14 protein-coding genes are annotated in these 15,503 nt (G+C 50.3%); 8 read left to right on the top strand and 6 right to left on the bottom strand.

Features of this window, described 5'->3' with window-relative positions:
- Window positions 1-31: 31 nt before the first annotated feature.
- The 3 genes from FH749_02660 to FH749_02650 all read left to right on the top strand — a co-directional run bounded on the left by FH749_02660 (window position 32) and on the right by FH749_02650 (window position 3,202).
- Window positions 32-232 (top strand): cold-shock protein, encoded by a 201-nt coding sequence (locus FH749_02660; protein ID MTI94377.1) that lies wholly within the window; start codon window positions 32-34, stop codon window positions 230-232.
- Between the two features lie 50 nt (window positions 233-282).
- Window positions 283-828 (top strand): hypothetical protein, encoded by a 546-nt coding sequence (locus FH749_02655; GenBank protein MTI94376.1) that lies wholly within the window; start codon window positions 283-285, stop codon window positions 826-828.
- A gap of 730 nt (window positions 829-1,558) precedes the next feature.
- A complete protein-coding gene (locus tag FH749_02650; protein ID MTI94375.1) occupies window positions 1,559-3,202 on the top strand; it encodes a methionine--tRNA ligase in 1,644 nt (547 codons plus the stop codon).
- 30 nt (window positions 3,203-3,232) lie between these two features.
- Here the strand turns inward: FH749_02650 and FH749_02645 are convergent, their stop codons facing one another.
- The 3 genes from FH749_02645 to FH749_02635 form a co-directional block, all read right to left on the bottom strand.
- Window positions 3,233-3,661 carry a hypothetical protein gene (locus FH749_02645; GenBank protein MTI94374.1) on the bottom strand — a complete coding sequence of 143 codons (429 nt, stop codon included), beginning with the start codon at window positions 3,659-3,661 and terminating at the stop codon, window positions 3,233-3,235.
- Between the two features lie 148 nt (window positions 3,662-3,809).
- Window positions 3,810-4,394 (bottom strand): hypothetical protein, encoded by a 585-nt coding sequence (locus tag FH749_02640; protein MTI94373.1) that lies wholly within the window; start codon window positions 4,392-4,394, stop codon window positions 3,810-3,812.
- Window positions 4,395-6,971, bottom strand: a complete 2,577-nt coding sequence (locus tag FH749_02635; GenBank protein MTI94372.1) for a RecQ family ATP-dependent DNA helicase — start codon at window positions 6,969-6,971, stop codon at window positions 4,395-4,397.
- 195 nt (window positions 6,972-7,166) lie between these two features.
- Between FH749_02635 and FH749_02630 the strand changes: the two genes are divergently transcribed.
- A complete protein-coding gene (locus FH749_02630; protein MTI94371.1) occupies window positions 7,167-8,027 on the top strand; it encodes a hypothetical protein in 861 nt (286 codons plus the stop codon).
- Between the two features lie 72 nt (window positions 8,028-8,099).
- The gene (locus tag FH749_02625) at window positions 8,100-9,080 is read left to right on the top strand and encodes a hypothetical protein (GenBank protein MTI94370.1); all 981 of its coding nucleotides are present in this window, start codon (window positions 8,100-8,102) and stop codon (window positions 9,078-9,080) included.
- Between the two features lie 26 nt (window positions 9,081-9,106).
- Here FH749_02625 and FH749_02620 read toward each other — a convergent pair whose 3' ends face one another.
- From FH749_02620 to FH749_02610, 3 genes are all read right to left on the bottom strand, one after another.
- Window positions 9,107-9,379, bottom strand: a complete 273-nt coding sequence (locus FH749_02620) for a zinc-binding protein (protein ID MTI94369.1) — start codon at window positions 9,377-9,379, stop codon at window positions 9,107-9,109.
- Between the two features lie 180 nt (window positions 9,380-9,559).
- The gene (locus FH749_02615; protein MTI94368.1) at window positions 9,560-11,650 is read right to left on the bottom strand and encodes an ATP-binding cassette domain-containing protein; all 2,091 of its coding nucleotides are present in this window, start codon (window positions 11,648-11,650) and stop codon (window positions 9,560-9,562) included.
- A gap of 772 nt (window positions 11,651-12,422) precedes the next feature.
- Window positions 12,423-12,710, bottom strand: coding sequence for a hypothetical protein (locus tag FH749_02610; protein MTI94367.1), 288 nt, complete (start codon window positions 12,708-12,710; stop codon window positions 12,423-12,425).
- A gap of 129 nt (window positions 12,711-12,839) precedes the next feature.
- Here FH749_02610 and FH749_02605 point away from each other — a divergent pair, with 129 nt between their 5' ends.
- The 3 genes from FH749_02605 to FH749_02595 are packed head-to-tail and all read left to right on the top strand — an operon-like array spanning window position 12,840 to window position 15,348.
- Window positions 12,840-13,493 (top strand): 3-oxoacid CoA-transferase subunit A, encoded by a 654-nt coding sequence (locus FH749_02605; GenBank protein ID MTI94366.1) that lies wholly within the window; start codon window positions 12,840-12,842, stop codon window positions 13,491-13,493.
- Window position 13,494: 1 nt separating this feature from the next.
- Window positions 13,495-14,157, top strand: a complete 663-nt coding sequence (locus FH749_02600; protein ID MTI94365.1) for a CoA transferase subunit B — start codon at window positions 13,495-13,497, stop codon at window positions 14,155-14,157.
- A gap of 15 nt (window positions 14,158-14,172) precedes the next feature.
- Complete coding sequence (locus tag FH749_02595) at window positions 14,173-15,348, top strand: acetyl-CoA C-acetyltransferase (protein MTI94364.1); 1,176 nt, start codon at window positions 14,173-14,175, stop codon at window positions 15,346-15,348.
- Window positions 15,349-15,503: the final 155 nt, after the last annotated feature.

The following is a 15,503-nucleotide window of genomic DNA, read 5'->3' as shown; positions in this document are numbered from 1 at the left end:
CTAAGTATGAAAATACTTAGGAGGTCAAGTTTTGAAGCAAGGTAAAGTTAAGTGGTTCAGCAATGAGAAGGGCTATGGCTTTATTCAGGTGGATGGCGAGCCCGATGTGTTTGTGCATTTCAGCGCAATCCAGGGTGATGGCTTTAAGAGTCTGGATGAAGGTCAGCAAGTCAGCTTTGAAGTAACCGAGGGTTCCAATGGTCCCCAAGCGGTAAATGTTGAAAAGATGTAAATAAAAAACCTGCCGCGGCAGGTTTTTTATTTAGCTGAATGGAGGTACTCATGGATAGGAATCAACAATTTATCGAGCTGGAACGCTATCTTGAATATGTTGACGATTACCTTAATAAAAGGGGAAAGCGGGCAAAGGCTGAATCTGAACAGTGGGAATTTGAGGCGTATTTCCCCTATCTTCTGCACACTACGGTATTCTTGACCATGTATGCTTTGTTGGAAACCGGGATGAATGATGTCTGTTATCAGCTGCAAATGGACCACAACTATGAAAAGGGTTTGGAAGATATAAAAGGGACTGGGATTCAGCGCGCTGCCAGCTATCTGAAAGAGGTCTGCAAACTGAATTTTCCCGAAACCGGTGAATTGTGGCGACGCCTAAAGGCCTATAATCATTTGCGCAACGTGCTCATGCATGCACTGGGCAAGCCGGATGCAGATGACCATCAGGCCCGGGACCTGGTCCAGTCCAGTCCCCATTTAAGGTTTGAAGATGGGGGCAAAATTGTCTTGAGCAAAGAGTTTTGCCGGGAGGCCCTGAGCGATGCCCGGGAATTATTCAAGGTTCTCGACGAATTAACTAGTGGAGAATGACGACGGCCTGTCGTCTGCTGCTTATCCTCATGTGCCACCGCGGCGGACGAAATCCCAGAAAACCATGCCCAGGCCAATTATTGATAGGATATGCCCGGCGTTGGGGCTGCCGATATCCAAGCGTGTGATCATCGTTCCGCCGATGGCCAGCAAAACTCCAAGCCAAAAGACCCAACCTCGATTCATGCAAACACCCCTTTATAGCGAATTTCTCTTAGAGTATACCCTGCAGTGAGCGGTATAGCAATTGGTTAGGTGGGGAGAATAGCCAATAAAGGGGGAACGGACATGCGCAACGAATCCAAAGAGCCATCTACGGCTTTAATCCGGCATGGCGCTTATTTGCTGGCGCTGCTGGCAATCCTGTACTTCCTTGGGCGCTTTGTTTTGCCGATTATTTGGGCGCTTATAAACCGCTTATAAAAGTTTGACAACTTCAGTGGCAGCGCTTATAATTGTGATTATCCATAAATTAACGCAATGACGGGAAGAGTAGGTCTGTCAATCTGTTTGCAGAGAGTCGGCATTGGTGGGAACCGACAACGGATTTCTGACCGAAGATGGTCCCTGAGCAGCACGGTCGAACCTTCGGGCAAGGCCGGGCCGGGAGCGCCCGATACAGCGCGCCAAGCGGTTGTCTTAAGACAACAAGCGGGGTGGTACCGCGGGTTCTTACCCGTCCCGGCCGATGGCTGGGGCGGGTTTTTAGTTATTTTTTGGAGGTGTCAAGATGAAAAATGTTTTGATTTGTTCTGCCTGGCCATATGCCAATGGTTCATTGCACTTGGGCCACATAGCCGGTCTTTTGCCGGCGGACATTCTTGCCCGTTATTTTCGGTTGCGGGGGGATAAGGTGCTGTTTGTTTCCGGCAGCGACTGTCATGGGACGCCAATCGCCGTTCGGGCGGGAGAAGAAGGGCGGAAGCCCGGAGATGTGGCCAGACAGTTCCACCAGGAGTTTGTGGAGAGCTTCGACAAGCTGGGCTTTAGTTATGATCTGTACACTGCGACTATCGATTCCCAGCATCAGGAGCAGGTGCAAGCGATTATTGAAGACCTTTACGCCCGGGACTGGCTGTATACCAAGACAATGCTCCAGACCTGGTGCGATAACTGCAGCAAATTCCTGCCCGACCGCTATGTAGAGGGCGTTTGCCCCCGGTGTCAATCCAAAGAGGCCCGGGGAGACCAGTGCGACGCCTGCGGCGCCTTATTGGACCCGGAAGAGTTGGAAGAGCGGCGCTGTAAGCTCTGCGGCCAGGAACCGGGACGCCGGGAGACTCAGCACTTGTTCTTTAAACTGTCCGGTTTGCAGCACGAGTTGGAACAGCTGCTGGAGACAAACGGCAGCGGCTGGCGCCTAAATGCCCGGGAAATGACCCGCCGCTATCTGCGGGAAGGGCTGCATGACCGCGCAATCAGCCGGGATATCGACTGGGGAATTCCACTGACCATCGAGGGCTTTACAGATAAGCGCGTCTATGTTTGGTTTGAAGCGGTATTGGGCTACTTCACCACCAGCCGCCGTTGGGCCGAACAACGGGGAGATGCCAATCTATGGCGAGAGTTCTGGAGCAAGGACGCGGTCAGTTATTACGTCCATGGCAAGGACAACATCCCCTTCCACACAGTTATCTTCCCAGGGCTTCTTCTGGCCATGAATCCCGAGTATAATCTTCCCAACCACGTTGTTTCCAGTGAGTTTTTGACAATTGAGGGGAAAAAGCTCTCCACCAGCCGCAATTGGGCGGTATGGATTCCCGAGTTTTTGGAGAGCTACTCTGCCGATGCCCTGCGCTATTTTATGACCGTCAACGGTCCTGAATCCCGGGATGCAGATTTCTCCTGGCGGGAATTTGTCGAACGTAACAATGGCGAACTGGCTGGCGCCTGGGGCAATCTAGTCAACCGAACAGTAAGTTTTGTGCACAAATATTTTGATGGTGTTGTTCCGGGAGGCAGCAACCCGGAAGGAGAGCAGCTGTTAGCGGAGATAGATACCGTCTTTACCACTGCCGGCAATGCAATTGAGGAGGGCCGCTTCAAAGAAGCCCTGAAACAAATTTTTGAGCAAGTGCGTCGCAGCAATAAATATTTCGACAGTCAGGCGCCGTGGCAGACGATTAAATCTGAAGTTGATCAATGCGCCGCAACAATCACTGTCTGCCTGAAGGCAATCGCCAGCCTAGCAGTACTGACAGCGCCTTTCCTGCCCTTTGCCAGTGAAAAAGTCTTTGCGGCCCTGGAGTTAGACAATCCACAGTGGGAGCGGGTAAATTTAAGCCCCAAATCACCAGTGCATAAACCGGGCATTCTCTTCCCCAATCTGGACAAGGAAATTATCGATATCGAACTAGCCAAACTTGGCAAATAAAAATAGGGGCATCGTCAGATGCCCGTTTTATTATCGATCTTGGAATTCGGTTGTAAAGGTTTCAGCCGCCTCTTCATTATCAATTGTCAGGCTCAGGGTAGCATTTTCCGGCCTGTCCAGCAAACTTCCCTGAAACTGGAGATAGGCCTTATTAATTAGTCCGGGCGTGGTTTCATCATCATATCCCGTCATTTCTAAAATATATCCTCCGTCGTGGCGTTTGTAGCTTGTGAGCTGCAGTTTCATGTCTCCAACACTTGCAGTCCCGACAACTGTTCTGCGTCCAAAAAGCAGTCTCGTCATGGCGCCGTCAATGAGTAATAACTCTCCGTCGTGGCGATAAAAACTCTCGTCTCCCTGCAACTCTAAGGTAATAGCGAACTCCTCACGGTCAAGTGGAATCGAAGGCGTAAGGACTGCCCCAACTAACAATGCAACAATACCCAGTATAATTAACATTCCCCGTATCAAAGTGATTCCCCTTTCCACAGTTGTATGTTAACACTTTATCATATTTTCACTGGTTTTTTAACACCTTATTGCGAATAGGCGGAATTAAACCTGTGTTTCCAACCAATCAATTGCCGCTGGGCTCGGTAAAGTTTCTTTATGCCAGGCCAATTAGGATCAATATGAGCCAAGTTGCGACGAGAGATGTAGCCAGGATTAACATTCTCCGGTTGCTGTTTTTTTGATTCCTGCCGATTTCGCTAAGAGAATCAGCGATTTCCGTCAGCTCCTCGTTAAGATTTTCCCGCAAGTCCGTCAAGGCCTGCTCTTGAAGTTGGGAGTTGCGCTGAATCTGCTCTAAGCTGCGCAAGCGTATCAATTCCAGGCGGTCGCTACACGAGTTATGCATATTCTTATATTCACGGCGCATGTCCTTTAGGGTATCGGCAATATTTTCCTCCAGCAGGTTCAGACCATCGACAGCCGCTGCCATTTCCTCGGTATAGCGTTCTTCCAGGGCCTGGAGCTGGTGCTTCAGGTCATTTCGGTATTGCTTGAAAGTAGCCAGGTGTGTATCCAACTCACCTTCCAGCGCCTGGAAACGGTCAGCGGCTTCCAGAGCCGACTCTGCCCGTGACAGCAACAGTTCTGCCTGGTTTTTTTGTTTCCTGAGCTTGTCTGCTGTTTCAACAAATTCAGCTAAGGCCGCTTCTACCCGTGCATATAGTTGGGTTGTATCCACTTACCCCACCTCCCGCTTAATCATGGCACTTACTTGTTCCAATTGACCGACACCGACAATCAGATGCAGATCGGTATACCGAGCTGGCGGCTGCAGACAGCCGGCCAGTCGCCGCAGCACTGAGGGGGGGAGACGGTTGGCCCGGCGGCAGATTAGGCGCTCGGCAGCGGCCGGAGAACGATGGACTGCCTCGGTAAGTACGGCCTCGGTGAGCGTTTCCTGCGGCGACACCGCCTCAAGACCCTGCCAGAGATAGCGGAGGCCCGAGGCCAGCAATTGTTCCTCCCCCAGGGAATACAAGCCGGCCAGAAGAGCCGCTACCGTGTTATCCGGTTGTTCCTCCAGGATACGCATCGCTCGAATCCGGACCGAGGCCTCCTGGTCGGCCGGTATTGCTTCCAGACATCGGGGGATTACCTGGGGGTCATTTTCCTTCAACATTTGCTCCAGGGACTCCAGCAGTTGCGTCCTGGACAGCATAGCATCGGAACGGGCTGAACTCAGATCGATGCCGTCAATGTCACAAAAATTGCACCGCGTGTAGCCGACCGGGTCGCCGAAGTAATCCATCAGAAAACTGCGGCGACAGCTGCTTGTCTTTATGTATGCGTGCACACTGTCCAGCATGTTTAATTTCTGTTGTTTGTGGAGGCGGATACGTTCCACAACCTTATTTGTCAAGAACCAGTGGTTATGTAGGCTCTCCGGTGAAGACAGAGCTACGGCCAAAAGCAGGTTAAATTGTTTTTTGCCGGCATGGCGGTATTCCAGAACCCGGAAGTCAGCGACGGCGCCTAATTCATGGAGATGGTGCAGGTAGCGCAGATCTTCAGCGCTGCGGCGGGCGGGCGAAAGATACGTGAATTCAGCCTCCCCCTGGGCGTACTGTTCAAGGTTTTTCAGGTACTCCTGGAAGCGCTGGGAGATTTCTGCATTGGCGGGGTAATCATTTGCCAGCATCCCGGCCTGGATGCCATAATCGCATTTTGGTGCGCCGGTGATGGTGCACCGCCAACCGTTGTGGCAGGAAGGCAGTAGCTCATCGGGAGTATGACTGCTTTGGTCGATGCATTTTTGTAGCCTGGGTCTGGTAATTATCAGGGAGTGGGCATGTTCCCGGTCTCGTCCAGCCCGGCCCGCTTCCTGGTAATAAGCCTCCAGAGATGGCGGCGCACAGGCGTGAATAATATAGTCAATGTTAGCTTTGTCAATGCCCATGCCATAGCCCTTTGTTGAGACCAAGAGGGGAAACTTGTCAGATTTAAAATCGTCCTGAACCCGGCGTCGGGTTTCATCGCCCAGGCGTGAGTGATAAATACGACATGTGAGTTGTTTTTCTGTGAGATATTCGGCAATGCTGACTGTGCCAAAGGCACGGGTATTTTCCCCTTGGGGATTGGCGTACGGGGCAAACACGACACCAGCGCCCTGCTTGTGCACGGCAGCGAGATCGGGTTTTTGCAATATCGACGGGATTTGTTCTTCTAGTGCTTCGGCAACTGCCTGTCGGCTATCACCGTCTATTGTCAGGACTTGAAAACTTATTTCTGGGCGGTCAAGGGTCTGGGGCGTGATAACATCCTCATCACTTAGGCCCAGGAGGCGGATGATATCTTCTCTGACTGTTTGGGAGGCGGTGGCGGTGAGGGCGCAGATTGGTGGCGAGCCAATCGTAGTGGCAAAGTGACGCAGCCTCAAATAGGCAGGCCGGAAGTCGTGGCCCCACTCAGAAATACAATGGGCTTCATCAATGGTCAGCAAGCTGACGGGGCAGGTCTGCATCGCCCGCTTCAGTTCTTGTTGAAAGCTATCAATCTGAAGGCGTTCCGGGGATATATAGAGCAGTTTAAGTTGGCCGTTATGGAGCTGATTGAAGATTAGCCGTTTCTCCTGCCCTGTTTTCGCGCTGTCAATGTATTCAACTCCGGAAATTCCGTCCTGCACCAAATTGGTGTATTGATCACGCATCAGGGATACCAGGGGACTTACAACCAATGTAACCCCAGGCAAGAGCTGGGCAGCCAGTTGGAAACACAGGGACTTGCCGGCGCCGGTAGGCATAATTCCCAGGCAGTTTCGGCGGCTGAATATCCGTTCGATTATTGCATACTGCCCTTCCCGCAATTCCTGATGCCCCCAGATTCGCCGGGCGAAATAAGTGGCCAGTTCGGGAGTCATATGGTAGTGTGCGCTGGGGAATGAACTGCTGCACCGCCGTGGTGGCCTGGCAGACGGCTCCGGGCAGGTCATGCCGGAGGGAAGGATTGTGATATTCCCCCGGCCACTCCGGATATGTAGCCAGGAACATTCGGGCCCCGGGAGCGCTACAGAGGTGGGCAGGTCCAGGGTTAAGTTGGTATTTTTACCGGTGTAGAGTCGGTTCAGGGCTCCCAGTAGCTGAAAAAAATCCACCGTCGGATCCAACAGGGTCAGGGCCTCCCCCTCCAGGGTCAAGGCCGGCTCTTTGCCACCTAGGGCCGCCAGATTGCGGGTCAGCTGCTGCACGGATTTGGCATCTAATTTATCCAAGGCAAAGCCAGCGATATGACTGGCTAGCATGGTCAGAATCACATCCATGTACAACTCCCCCTTTAGCTCGTTGCTGATAAAATACGCCAAAATACAAAAAATTCCTGCTTCCAGCGTGCGGTTATATTGAAAATTGGTTAATTCCAGCGACGTATGGAAAAATATTTAATTGTGCACCTCGGTTGGAAGGGATGGCGGCCACCGGGGGCGAACTATGTAGGTGACCCAAAGGAGGAAGAGTGTATGGAAACGAATTCAAAGTCAGTTACAGACTGGACGCGCCTAGGCTATGCGTTGGTGGCGTTTATTGCTGTTCTTATGTACCTGGAATTATTTTTGCCGGGGGTTGCCCAGTTCAATAGTCACTTAGAGCAGACCCATGCCCAGGTCGGCTATATAGCCGCTATTCGCGGGCAGGCACTGTTGCTCTGGGTTTTGGCTGCCTTGGCCATGGTTTCGTTGTTCCGGGTGGGAGTGCCCATCGGCCCTGTGGCATGGATTGTTCAGTTGGCGCGTCTCGGTTATTTGCACGCTGATCCCTGGTATGAAGTTGGCAACAGCTTGTTTTTTGTATCTCCGGGGTTAAACTTCTTGTTAATGGCGTTAGTGCCTCCCGCTTTGTCGTTTGTTATCTGGTGGAGTTTTGGGCAGCTGGCCCGGGGCAGGCTTGCGCGTGTTCTCGACCTGTGTACAATTCCCGGATTATGGCTGACAATTGTGCTCCTGGTCAGTGTCGGCAATCTGTTTTTCTGGCATTGGTCACCAATCTTTGCCGTAAATCTCTGGCCAACGGCCTTGGGTGTTGTGCTCCTTGTTGCCGGCCTGCCTTTGGTTACGCTGGGATCCGTTATGCGGCCTGTGACAGCTCTGCTGGTATATTGGGCAGGACTCTTGTTTCCGGTTCTGCTTGGCTGGACGTTTTGGGGGGTCTACGACGGTACTTTTATCGGACTTTTGACATTGCTGCCGGCCCTGGGGACACAATCCTTTGGAATGGTGTGGCTTGAATTAGTACTGCTATTTGCTGTGCCGCTTTTGGCTGTAGTACTGTTATGGCAAGTTCGCAATTGGCGTCAAGGAAAAAAATTTTTGCAAATTTGGTAAACCATGCAGGAGAAAATGTTACGGTGTTGAAATACTATTGTAATATTTTTGTAATGGTGGTGAGGTGTCATGGTGCAATTTATTCCTTTTAGCAAGGAGTATCTACCCCACATTATCCGGCTTCTGGAGCCAGGTGTTGAGAATGTAGACAACCTGCTACCCTTTTACAGTGAACAGTTTGCTGCTTACTCTGGTCCGGGGGATGCTTGTCTTTTGCTAAAAAGTGAAGAGCAGCTGCTGGTCTGTGTGCATCTGATTGCCGGAGGTGAGGGCCGCTATATTTTACGTCTTGGCAAGGCAGATGATCTGGATGAATCTTACTGGCATAATGTTTGGCACCAGTGCTGCGCCACCATTGGAGAGTTGGTCTCTGCACCTGTAACTGTCCAGACGCTGATTGAGGCCGAAAGTCCTCTAGCAGGCAAACTGAATGAAATCGGATTCAGTCAGGTCCGTGAACTGGTGGAGATGAGCTATTCCCTGGACAAATTACCCGCAACTACAACTCAGATGGAAGGGTTTAGCATGGTTTCCCTTAAACAGGCGCCGGAGCTGGCGCCGAAATGGATTGAGCTCTTCAATCAGGGTATGTCGGGTGTGTATGGGATTCCTCCTTGGGATCATGCTCAGTTTGAACGCCGTCGTCAGGCACCAGGTTTTAAGCCGGAACGCTGGCAATTGGGCTATAGCAACGGTCAGCCGCTTGTGGCCCTTTATCACGAGCCCAGGGATGTGGAGATAGGAGATGCACGGTTATACCTGACAACCATCAACAGAAGTAAGAGCTTCACCCGTAAAGTGCTGTACGATGTGTTGGCTGTGCTTAAGGAGCAGCAACTCTCGCAGGTGAACATGCTCTTTGACACCCAGAACCAGGCTACAAATCTTATGTTTAAGCTGGCCGGATTTGAGCCCAGGCGGAAATATTATCTTTTAGAGGCTGCAGCCACGGCTTCGCAGGCGGCTGCTACAAGCGATACAGATGCGGATCTGCCTGAGATAGACGGGTTTTATGGCCGGTCGTTTCACAACTTTTCTTCACAAAAAAAATAAGCCAGGCAAGCCTGGCTTATTAATTTTTAGCGGTTGGAAAAACAGCTCTGGCAGTATACAGGTCTGCCATTGGTGGGCTTGAAGGGAACCTGGGTCTCGGCACCGCATTCGGCGCAGGTTGCTTCGTGCATTTCCCGCTGGCCACTACGCATTTGGGTGCGGCGCTTGCCACGGCAATCTTGGCAGCGTCCCGGTTCGTTGGTGAATCCTTTTTCGGCGTAAAATTCCTGCTCACCCACGGTGAACACGAAGTCGTTACCGCAGTCGCGGCATTGCAGGGTCTTGTCAGTAAAGCTCACAAAAAAACCTCCTTGAATGGTATATCCCCGTTGGTCTGGTTCAGGGGACCTAAACCTCAGACAAGGAGTTGATCTTTCCAGGCCCAGCCAACAAAAAGGATTGCGTGTCAATTATACTATTTCCGGCAAAAATTTGCAATAAAATTTTTATTTGGTTACAGATTAGCGAGTTTGCAGGCATTAATTCCTCATTATACTGTCGGGCTTGTATTTGTTAATCACGACAACAGAAATTATTGTCGGCACAAACACGGATAATAACGAAACCAGCAAGTTAATTGCAAATATACCTGCCCCAACGCTGACCATTGTATAGCTGAACAAGAGATTTACTGCAGCAACCAGGCTGATGGAAACGACACTTGCCAGTACTGTAACAATAACAATATGCCTGGCCGATTCTACCATAATAAGTTTCAGCAAATCCAATCTCGTTAACCCATTCGCCTTTAGTTGTGCAATCTCATATTTACGTCCCAACACATAGTTCATGTGAATAATTGACATCAGCAAGAAAATGATGACCAGGACAGCCAGCACTATCGAAAAGGCGATTTCCCTGACGTTAGTAATCATAGCGTTCATTGTTTCTATGTCCTGATACTCGCTCACCGAAGCGAAGTTAGGGTTGACGAAAGATACTCTTTCCATTATTGTCTCGACCTGGTTGTAATGTTTGGCAAATAAAACGTAGGAGCTGGAAGACCATTCCTGATCTTCTTCTGCATATTGCGCTTGGGTTTCTTCCAGGATTTCTTGCATAGATGAGTATGGTACATAAATTACATTCGGGCCTCGGCCAGAATAGCGGTTGACTACGTTAGCATTCAAAATTCCCGCGACTCTAAACTCCAGTTCCACCATCGCAGATACATCGATTAGAATATCATATGTGCCGCCGCCAGCTGTGCCGCCGCCGACAGTCATTTCCGTTTCCTCCACGCCAACCGGCACACAAGCCTGCAATTGGATTAAAACAGGTTCTTCCAAATCATCGATGTCCAGCGCGTGCGCCAGATGGGCAGACAAATAAACGCCGTCTTCGGCTCCTTCAGGCGATTCGATATTTACCCGTTTTTCTAATCCCTGTTCGGGATAGTACGAAATGAGACTAAACATGTTATAAGGAGGCGGGTCACTACCATCAAATTCATAGTTCTGTTCGGTTTGATTGATTAGAACCTTTATATTGGATTTGGAAATTGGCCGCATATTAGAACCAGTTCCTTCGATTCCATCTGAGCGGAACTCAAGGAAAGGGTATATTGTGTCCACATTGCTTATTTGGGCCAGCGCGGCAGCCTCCGGGGCTGTAATCGGGTCGTTATCTATATGATGTAAGGCCTGGCCCGGCGTTGTCATGTTTACGACAAAAATTTCCCGGTTCGATAGTTCATCCATCAGCTGTTCTTGTTGCTCAAAGAATGCATCGCCAAAATTGTAGACTACGGCGCTAAAGGCAATTGCCACTGCGCAAAGAATAGTCATCAGCAACTTTTGCTTACGGCTTTTTCTGGCTATTTTTTTTGCATAATTATAGTAAAACCCGGGCTTTAGCTTGTAGTTACTATGTGTATATAGCTTTTGTTCGTCAATTGTTTCAGTTAATAATGCTTGTCCCTTCTTGACGTCAATTCTTTTATCTCTGAGTTCATAAATAACGTCGGCCAGAGTATAGACCTTTTCGTTATGAGAGGCAATTACTACTTTCTTCTTGAATTCATAAGCGATTTTTTTAAATATCCCCATGATAATCTCTGTATTGGTTTGATCCAGAGAAGATGTCGGTTCATCGGCAATGATTAAGTCCGGTTGCTTGGCAAGTACGCTGGCCAAGGCTGCTCGCTGACGCTCTCCGCCAGACAGTTGTCTTGGATATTGATTTTCGTTCAATGCTGACAGTTCAACGGTGTCCAGGTAATCCCGGATACTTTCATCGGTAATTTGAATGCCGGCGATGGTTGCAGATAACCGTATATTTTCCTTAACAGTTAAATCTTCAATCAGATTATTATCCTGAAATATGTAGCCTATTTTCGTCTTCCTGATTCCGCTTAGTTCTGTATCATTACTTAAATTAATCTCATTGTTATTGTACAAATATTGATATTGATTATTGGAGGTGATTAAGCCAAGGTGGTACAGAAGTGTTGACTTCCCGCACCCGCTTTCACCGATAATAGCCGTAATCTTTCCATCAAGGATTGTTAGCGATCCGTTATTGATCAATTCCCGGTCAAATTTAATATTAATATTCTTCAACTCTAACAAAACATCTACCCCCCAATTTAAGCAAAGTTGGTCAACATCCCTGACACTTAGCCAGGGATGTTGACCAGATTAACTACTACCAATCGTGAATTATTGTATGTGTTTGTTTATTCCAGGACATCCAATCTCCCCATAAACTGGACTGTGTTGTATATCTTCCTTCAGCTCTTCCCCATCCTGAAAACTGGTAGATTCTTACATGGTCGACTTTCACGCTGTTAGGGTAATGTACATTCCAATCAAACCACGCATCGGCTATTTGACCAGTAACTGAATTCCGTGACTGTTAAACCTCACCCACATACAGGGACTCCCATGTCAAAGGCAATCATAATTATGTCTTGTTTGTCGTGTTTGCCACTGGGCATCAGCAGAATTAATAATTCCCCCTAGAAGTAGCACCAATAAAAACATGATTGTCATCAATGTTAACTTTCTTTTCATGTTAAATCTCCTATCCCTAAATAGCTGTTGCATATAGGTAATATGTAAAATATTAACCAGGCAAGATGTAATCACTCCTCTCATAGCCTATTGGATTAGGTCTTTGTACCCGTCCATGCCAGGATAAATGATAAATTCAATGAGTCTGAAAAATATTGTATCGAGACGAACAAAGAACTGGATTAAAAACATTCTTAACAGTTCATTATCATGCAACATTATAACATTTATGAATAGGAGGATGTTAAACTTCCGGTGAAAGTGTCATTTTAGCCGGTGAAAATGCAAATCATGCAAGTTATCGGTGTCAAAATTGACAATAACTTCGTTAAAGGACAAATCCGTCTGTAGTCAGAATGCGCTTTAAGTCGGGCGACAGTGGCTCGCCGCCACCGATTATTGCGTCCACAGAGTGTCGGGGCAGGACAAGTAGAGATTTTACTTCGACGAGCGTCGGATATTGCTTTTTCAACTCAGCAGGCACTGGCCTGTTCACAATAATAGTGGTATCCCAGCGATGGCGGTGAATATAACTTAATAATTGGTTCAGGGGTTCGTCTTCGAGCATAGCCAACACTATCAGTCCGTCGAGATTTAGGTCAGCGGGTATTTTCATGGCAATCCTCCTGGTACAATTATTGTTTGTTGACTTTTATGTGTCAGAGCTTGTGAATGAAGGAACCCAGCCTGTGCTTGGAGAATATAACCCTTATCTGAGTAGTAACAGGCAATGGAGGTGTGTTGTTTGAAACCAATTATAAGTTGTAGCGAGGCCGCAAGCAAGATTAAAGCTGGCAGTAGTATAATGATTGGCGGCTTCCTGGCTGTTGGTTCTCCCCACGGAATCATTGATGCTCTAATCGCAACTGGAACCGATGACCTTACTGTTATCGCCAATGATACCGGTTTTCCCGATCGTGGCATTGGCCGCTTGATTGTCAATCGTCAGGTCGCCAAGGCTGTCGCATCTCATATCGGTACCAATCCGCCGACGGGTGAGCAGATGAATGCCAACGAGTTAATTGTAGACCTAGTTCCCCAGGGGACCTTGGCAGAGCAGGTCCGGGCCGCTGGCGCTGGACTGGGCGGAGTGCTGACCCCTACCGGGCTGGGCACAGTCGCTCAGGAGGGTAAAGAAGTGCTCACTGTGGCTGGCACAGATTATATTCTGGCGATGCCAATCAAAGCGGATGTGGCCCTGATCAAGGCCCATAAGGCAGACCGGGCCGGCAACCTTGTTTACCGCCGTTCTGCCCGCAATTTCAACCCGCTGATGGCAATGGCCGCTGATCTGGTCCTGGCTGAAGTGGAAGAGATTGTCGAAGTGGGCGAGCTTGACCCCGATCTGGTGGTAACCCCCGGTATCTTTGTCGATTACCTGGTACGGGAGGGCGAATAGAATGGATAAAAAGCAGAAGCGGGCAATGATTGCCAAGCGCATCGCCCGGGAGTTTCGGGACGGCGATGTGGTGAACTTGGGCATCGGTCTGCCAACTTTAGTTGCAAATTATATTCCCTCTGGCGTCAATGTCATCCTCCAATCGGAAAACGGTTTTCTTGGAGTTGGACCGGCCCCGGATCCGGAGTCTATAGACCCCGATGTTGCCAATGCCGGTGGCCAGCCGGTGACTATACTGCCTGGCGGCTGCTGTTTTGACAGCGCCACATCGTTTGCGATTATCCGCGGTGGCCATGTCGATGCCACGGTCCTGGGCGCCTTGGAGGTCGATGCCTGCGGCAATCTTGCCAACTGGATGATACCTGGCAAGATGGTGCCCGGGATGGGCGGTGCCATGGACCTGGTGGTGGGGGCAAAGAAAGTGATTGTAGCCACCGAACACCTGGCCAAGGACGGTTCGTCAAAGATTCTCGGCGAGTGTCGCCTGCCCTTGACGGCGAAAGCGGAGGTCGATCTAATTGTCACCGATATGGCAGTAATTGAAGTTACCGCTGATGGTCTGGTGTTGCGGGAAGTTGCTCCGGACCAGACCGTCGAGTCAGTTACAGCCAATACCGACGCGACCCTGATAATCCCCGAAACTGTGGGGACCATGGAAATATAAGCTGGAGGTGTTAGCATGGAAAAAGTTGTTATCGCTTCGGCGGTGCGGACCGCCATCGGAAACTATGGTGGCGCCCTCAAAGATTTCAGCGCCGCCGACTTGGGATCAATTGTCATCAAAGAGGCACTGAAGCGGGCAGAGATTGAGTCCAAACTGGTGGATGAAGTGGTTATGGGGAATATCCTGCAAGCAGGTCAGGGTATGAACCCCGCCCGGCAGGCGGCAATTAAAGCAGGGATTCCCGTAGAGGCAACCGCCATGACCATCAATATGGTCTGCGGGTCCGGTTTGCGGGCTGTGGCCATGGCCGCTCAGGCGATTGCCATGGGCGATGCTGATGTTGTCGTCGCCGGTGGCACCGAGAGCATGAGCCGTGCCCCCTATTATCTGGCTGGCGGCCGCTGGGGACATCGCATGGGCCATGGCACCGTCGATGATGCCATGATTAAAGACGGGCTTTGGTGTTCTCTGGAGGATGTGCACATGGGTATAACTGCCGAAAACCTGGCCGAGCAATACCAGATTGGCCGTGAAGAGCAAGACCAGTTTGCCGCCGAGAGTCAGCGTAAGGCCCAGGAGGCCCTGGCCGCCGAGCGCTTTGCCGAGGAGATTGTGCCGGTGGAGATTCCCCAGCGCAAAGGCGACCCGATTGTGTTTGCCAAGGATGAATTCCCCCGGGCAGTGACAGCGGAAAAGCTGGCGAAACTTCGCCCCGCCTTCAAAAAAGACGGAACAGTAACCGCGGGCAACGCTTCTGGGATCAATGACGGCGCCGCTGCATTGGTGCTGATGTCGGAAAGTAAGGCCCAGGAGCTGGGCCTTACCCCCTTGGCCACCTTTGTCGCTGCCGCTAGTAGCGGTGTTGAGCCCCGGGTGATGGGGATTGGCCCTGTGAGCGCTGTCCAGAAACTAATGACCAAGGTCGGCCTCACCATCGATGACCTGGATTTGGTGGAGGCAAACGAGGCCTTTGCCGTCCAGGCCCTGAGTGTTAACAAGGAACTGGGCCTCAATCCTGATATCGTCAATGTCAACGGCGGCGCCATTGCCCTCGGCCACCCGATTGGCGCCAGCGGCGCCCGTATTCTCGTGACCTTGCTTTATGAGATGCAGCGTCGGGATGTGCAGACCGGGCTTGCCACCCTCTGTATTGGCGGCGGCCAGGGTATCGCGGCCATCGTTCAACGTTAATGACCTCCCCGCCTGGTGGCGGGGTTTTTATGTGCGACGGGCAGTCGCGCCGCTGTAGACACACTACAGCAAGCTGGTTATGAACGACAGCGGTCAAGTTACCATATGTAACAACTGGTCGAGAGTCGGGAAAATCAGTAGAATCTCGAAGGTGC

The organism is Bacillota bacterium (assembly GCA_009711825.1).
GTDB lineage: Bacteria > Bacillota > Proteinivoracia > UBA4975 > VEMY01 > VEMY01.
The sequence above is the reverse complement of the archived record's forward strand: the minus strand, read 5'-3'. Positions and strand labels throughout refer to the sequence as shown.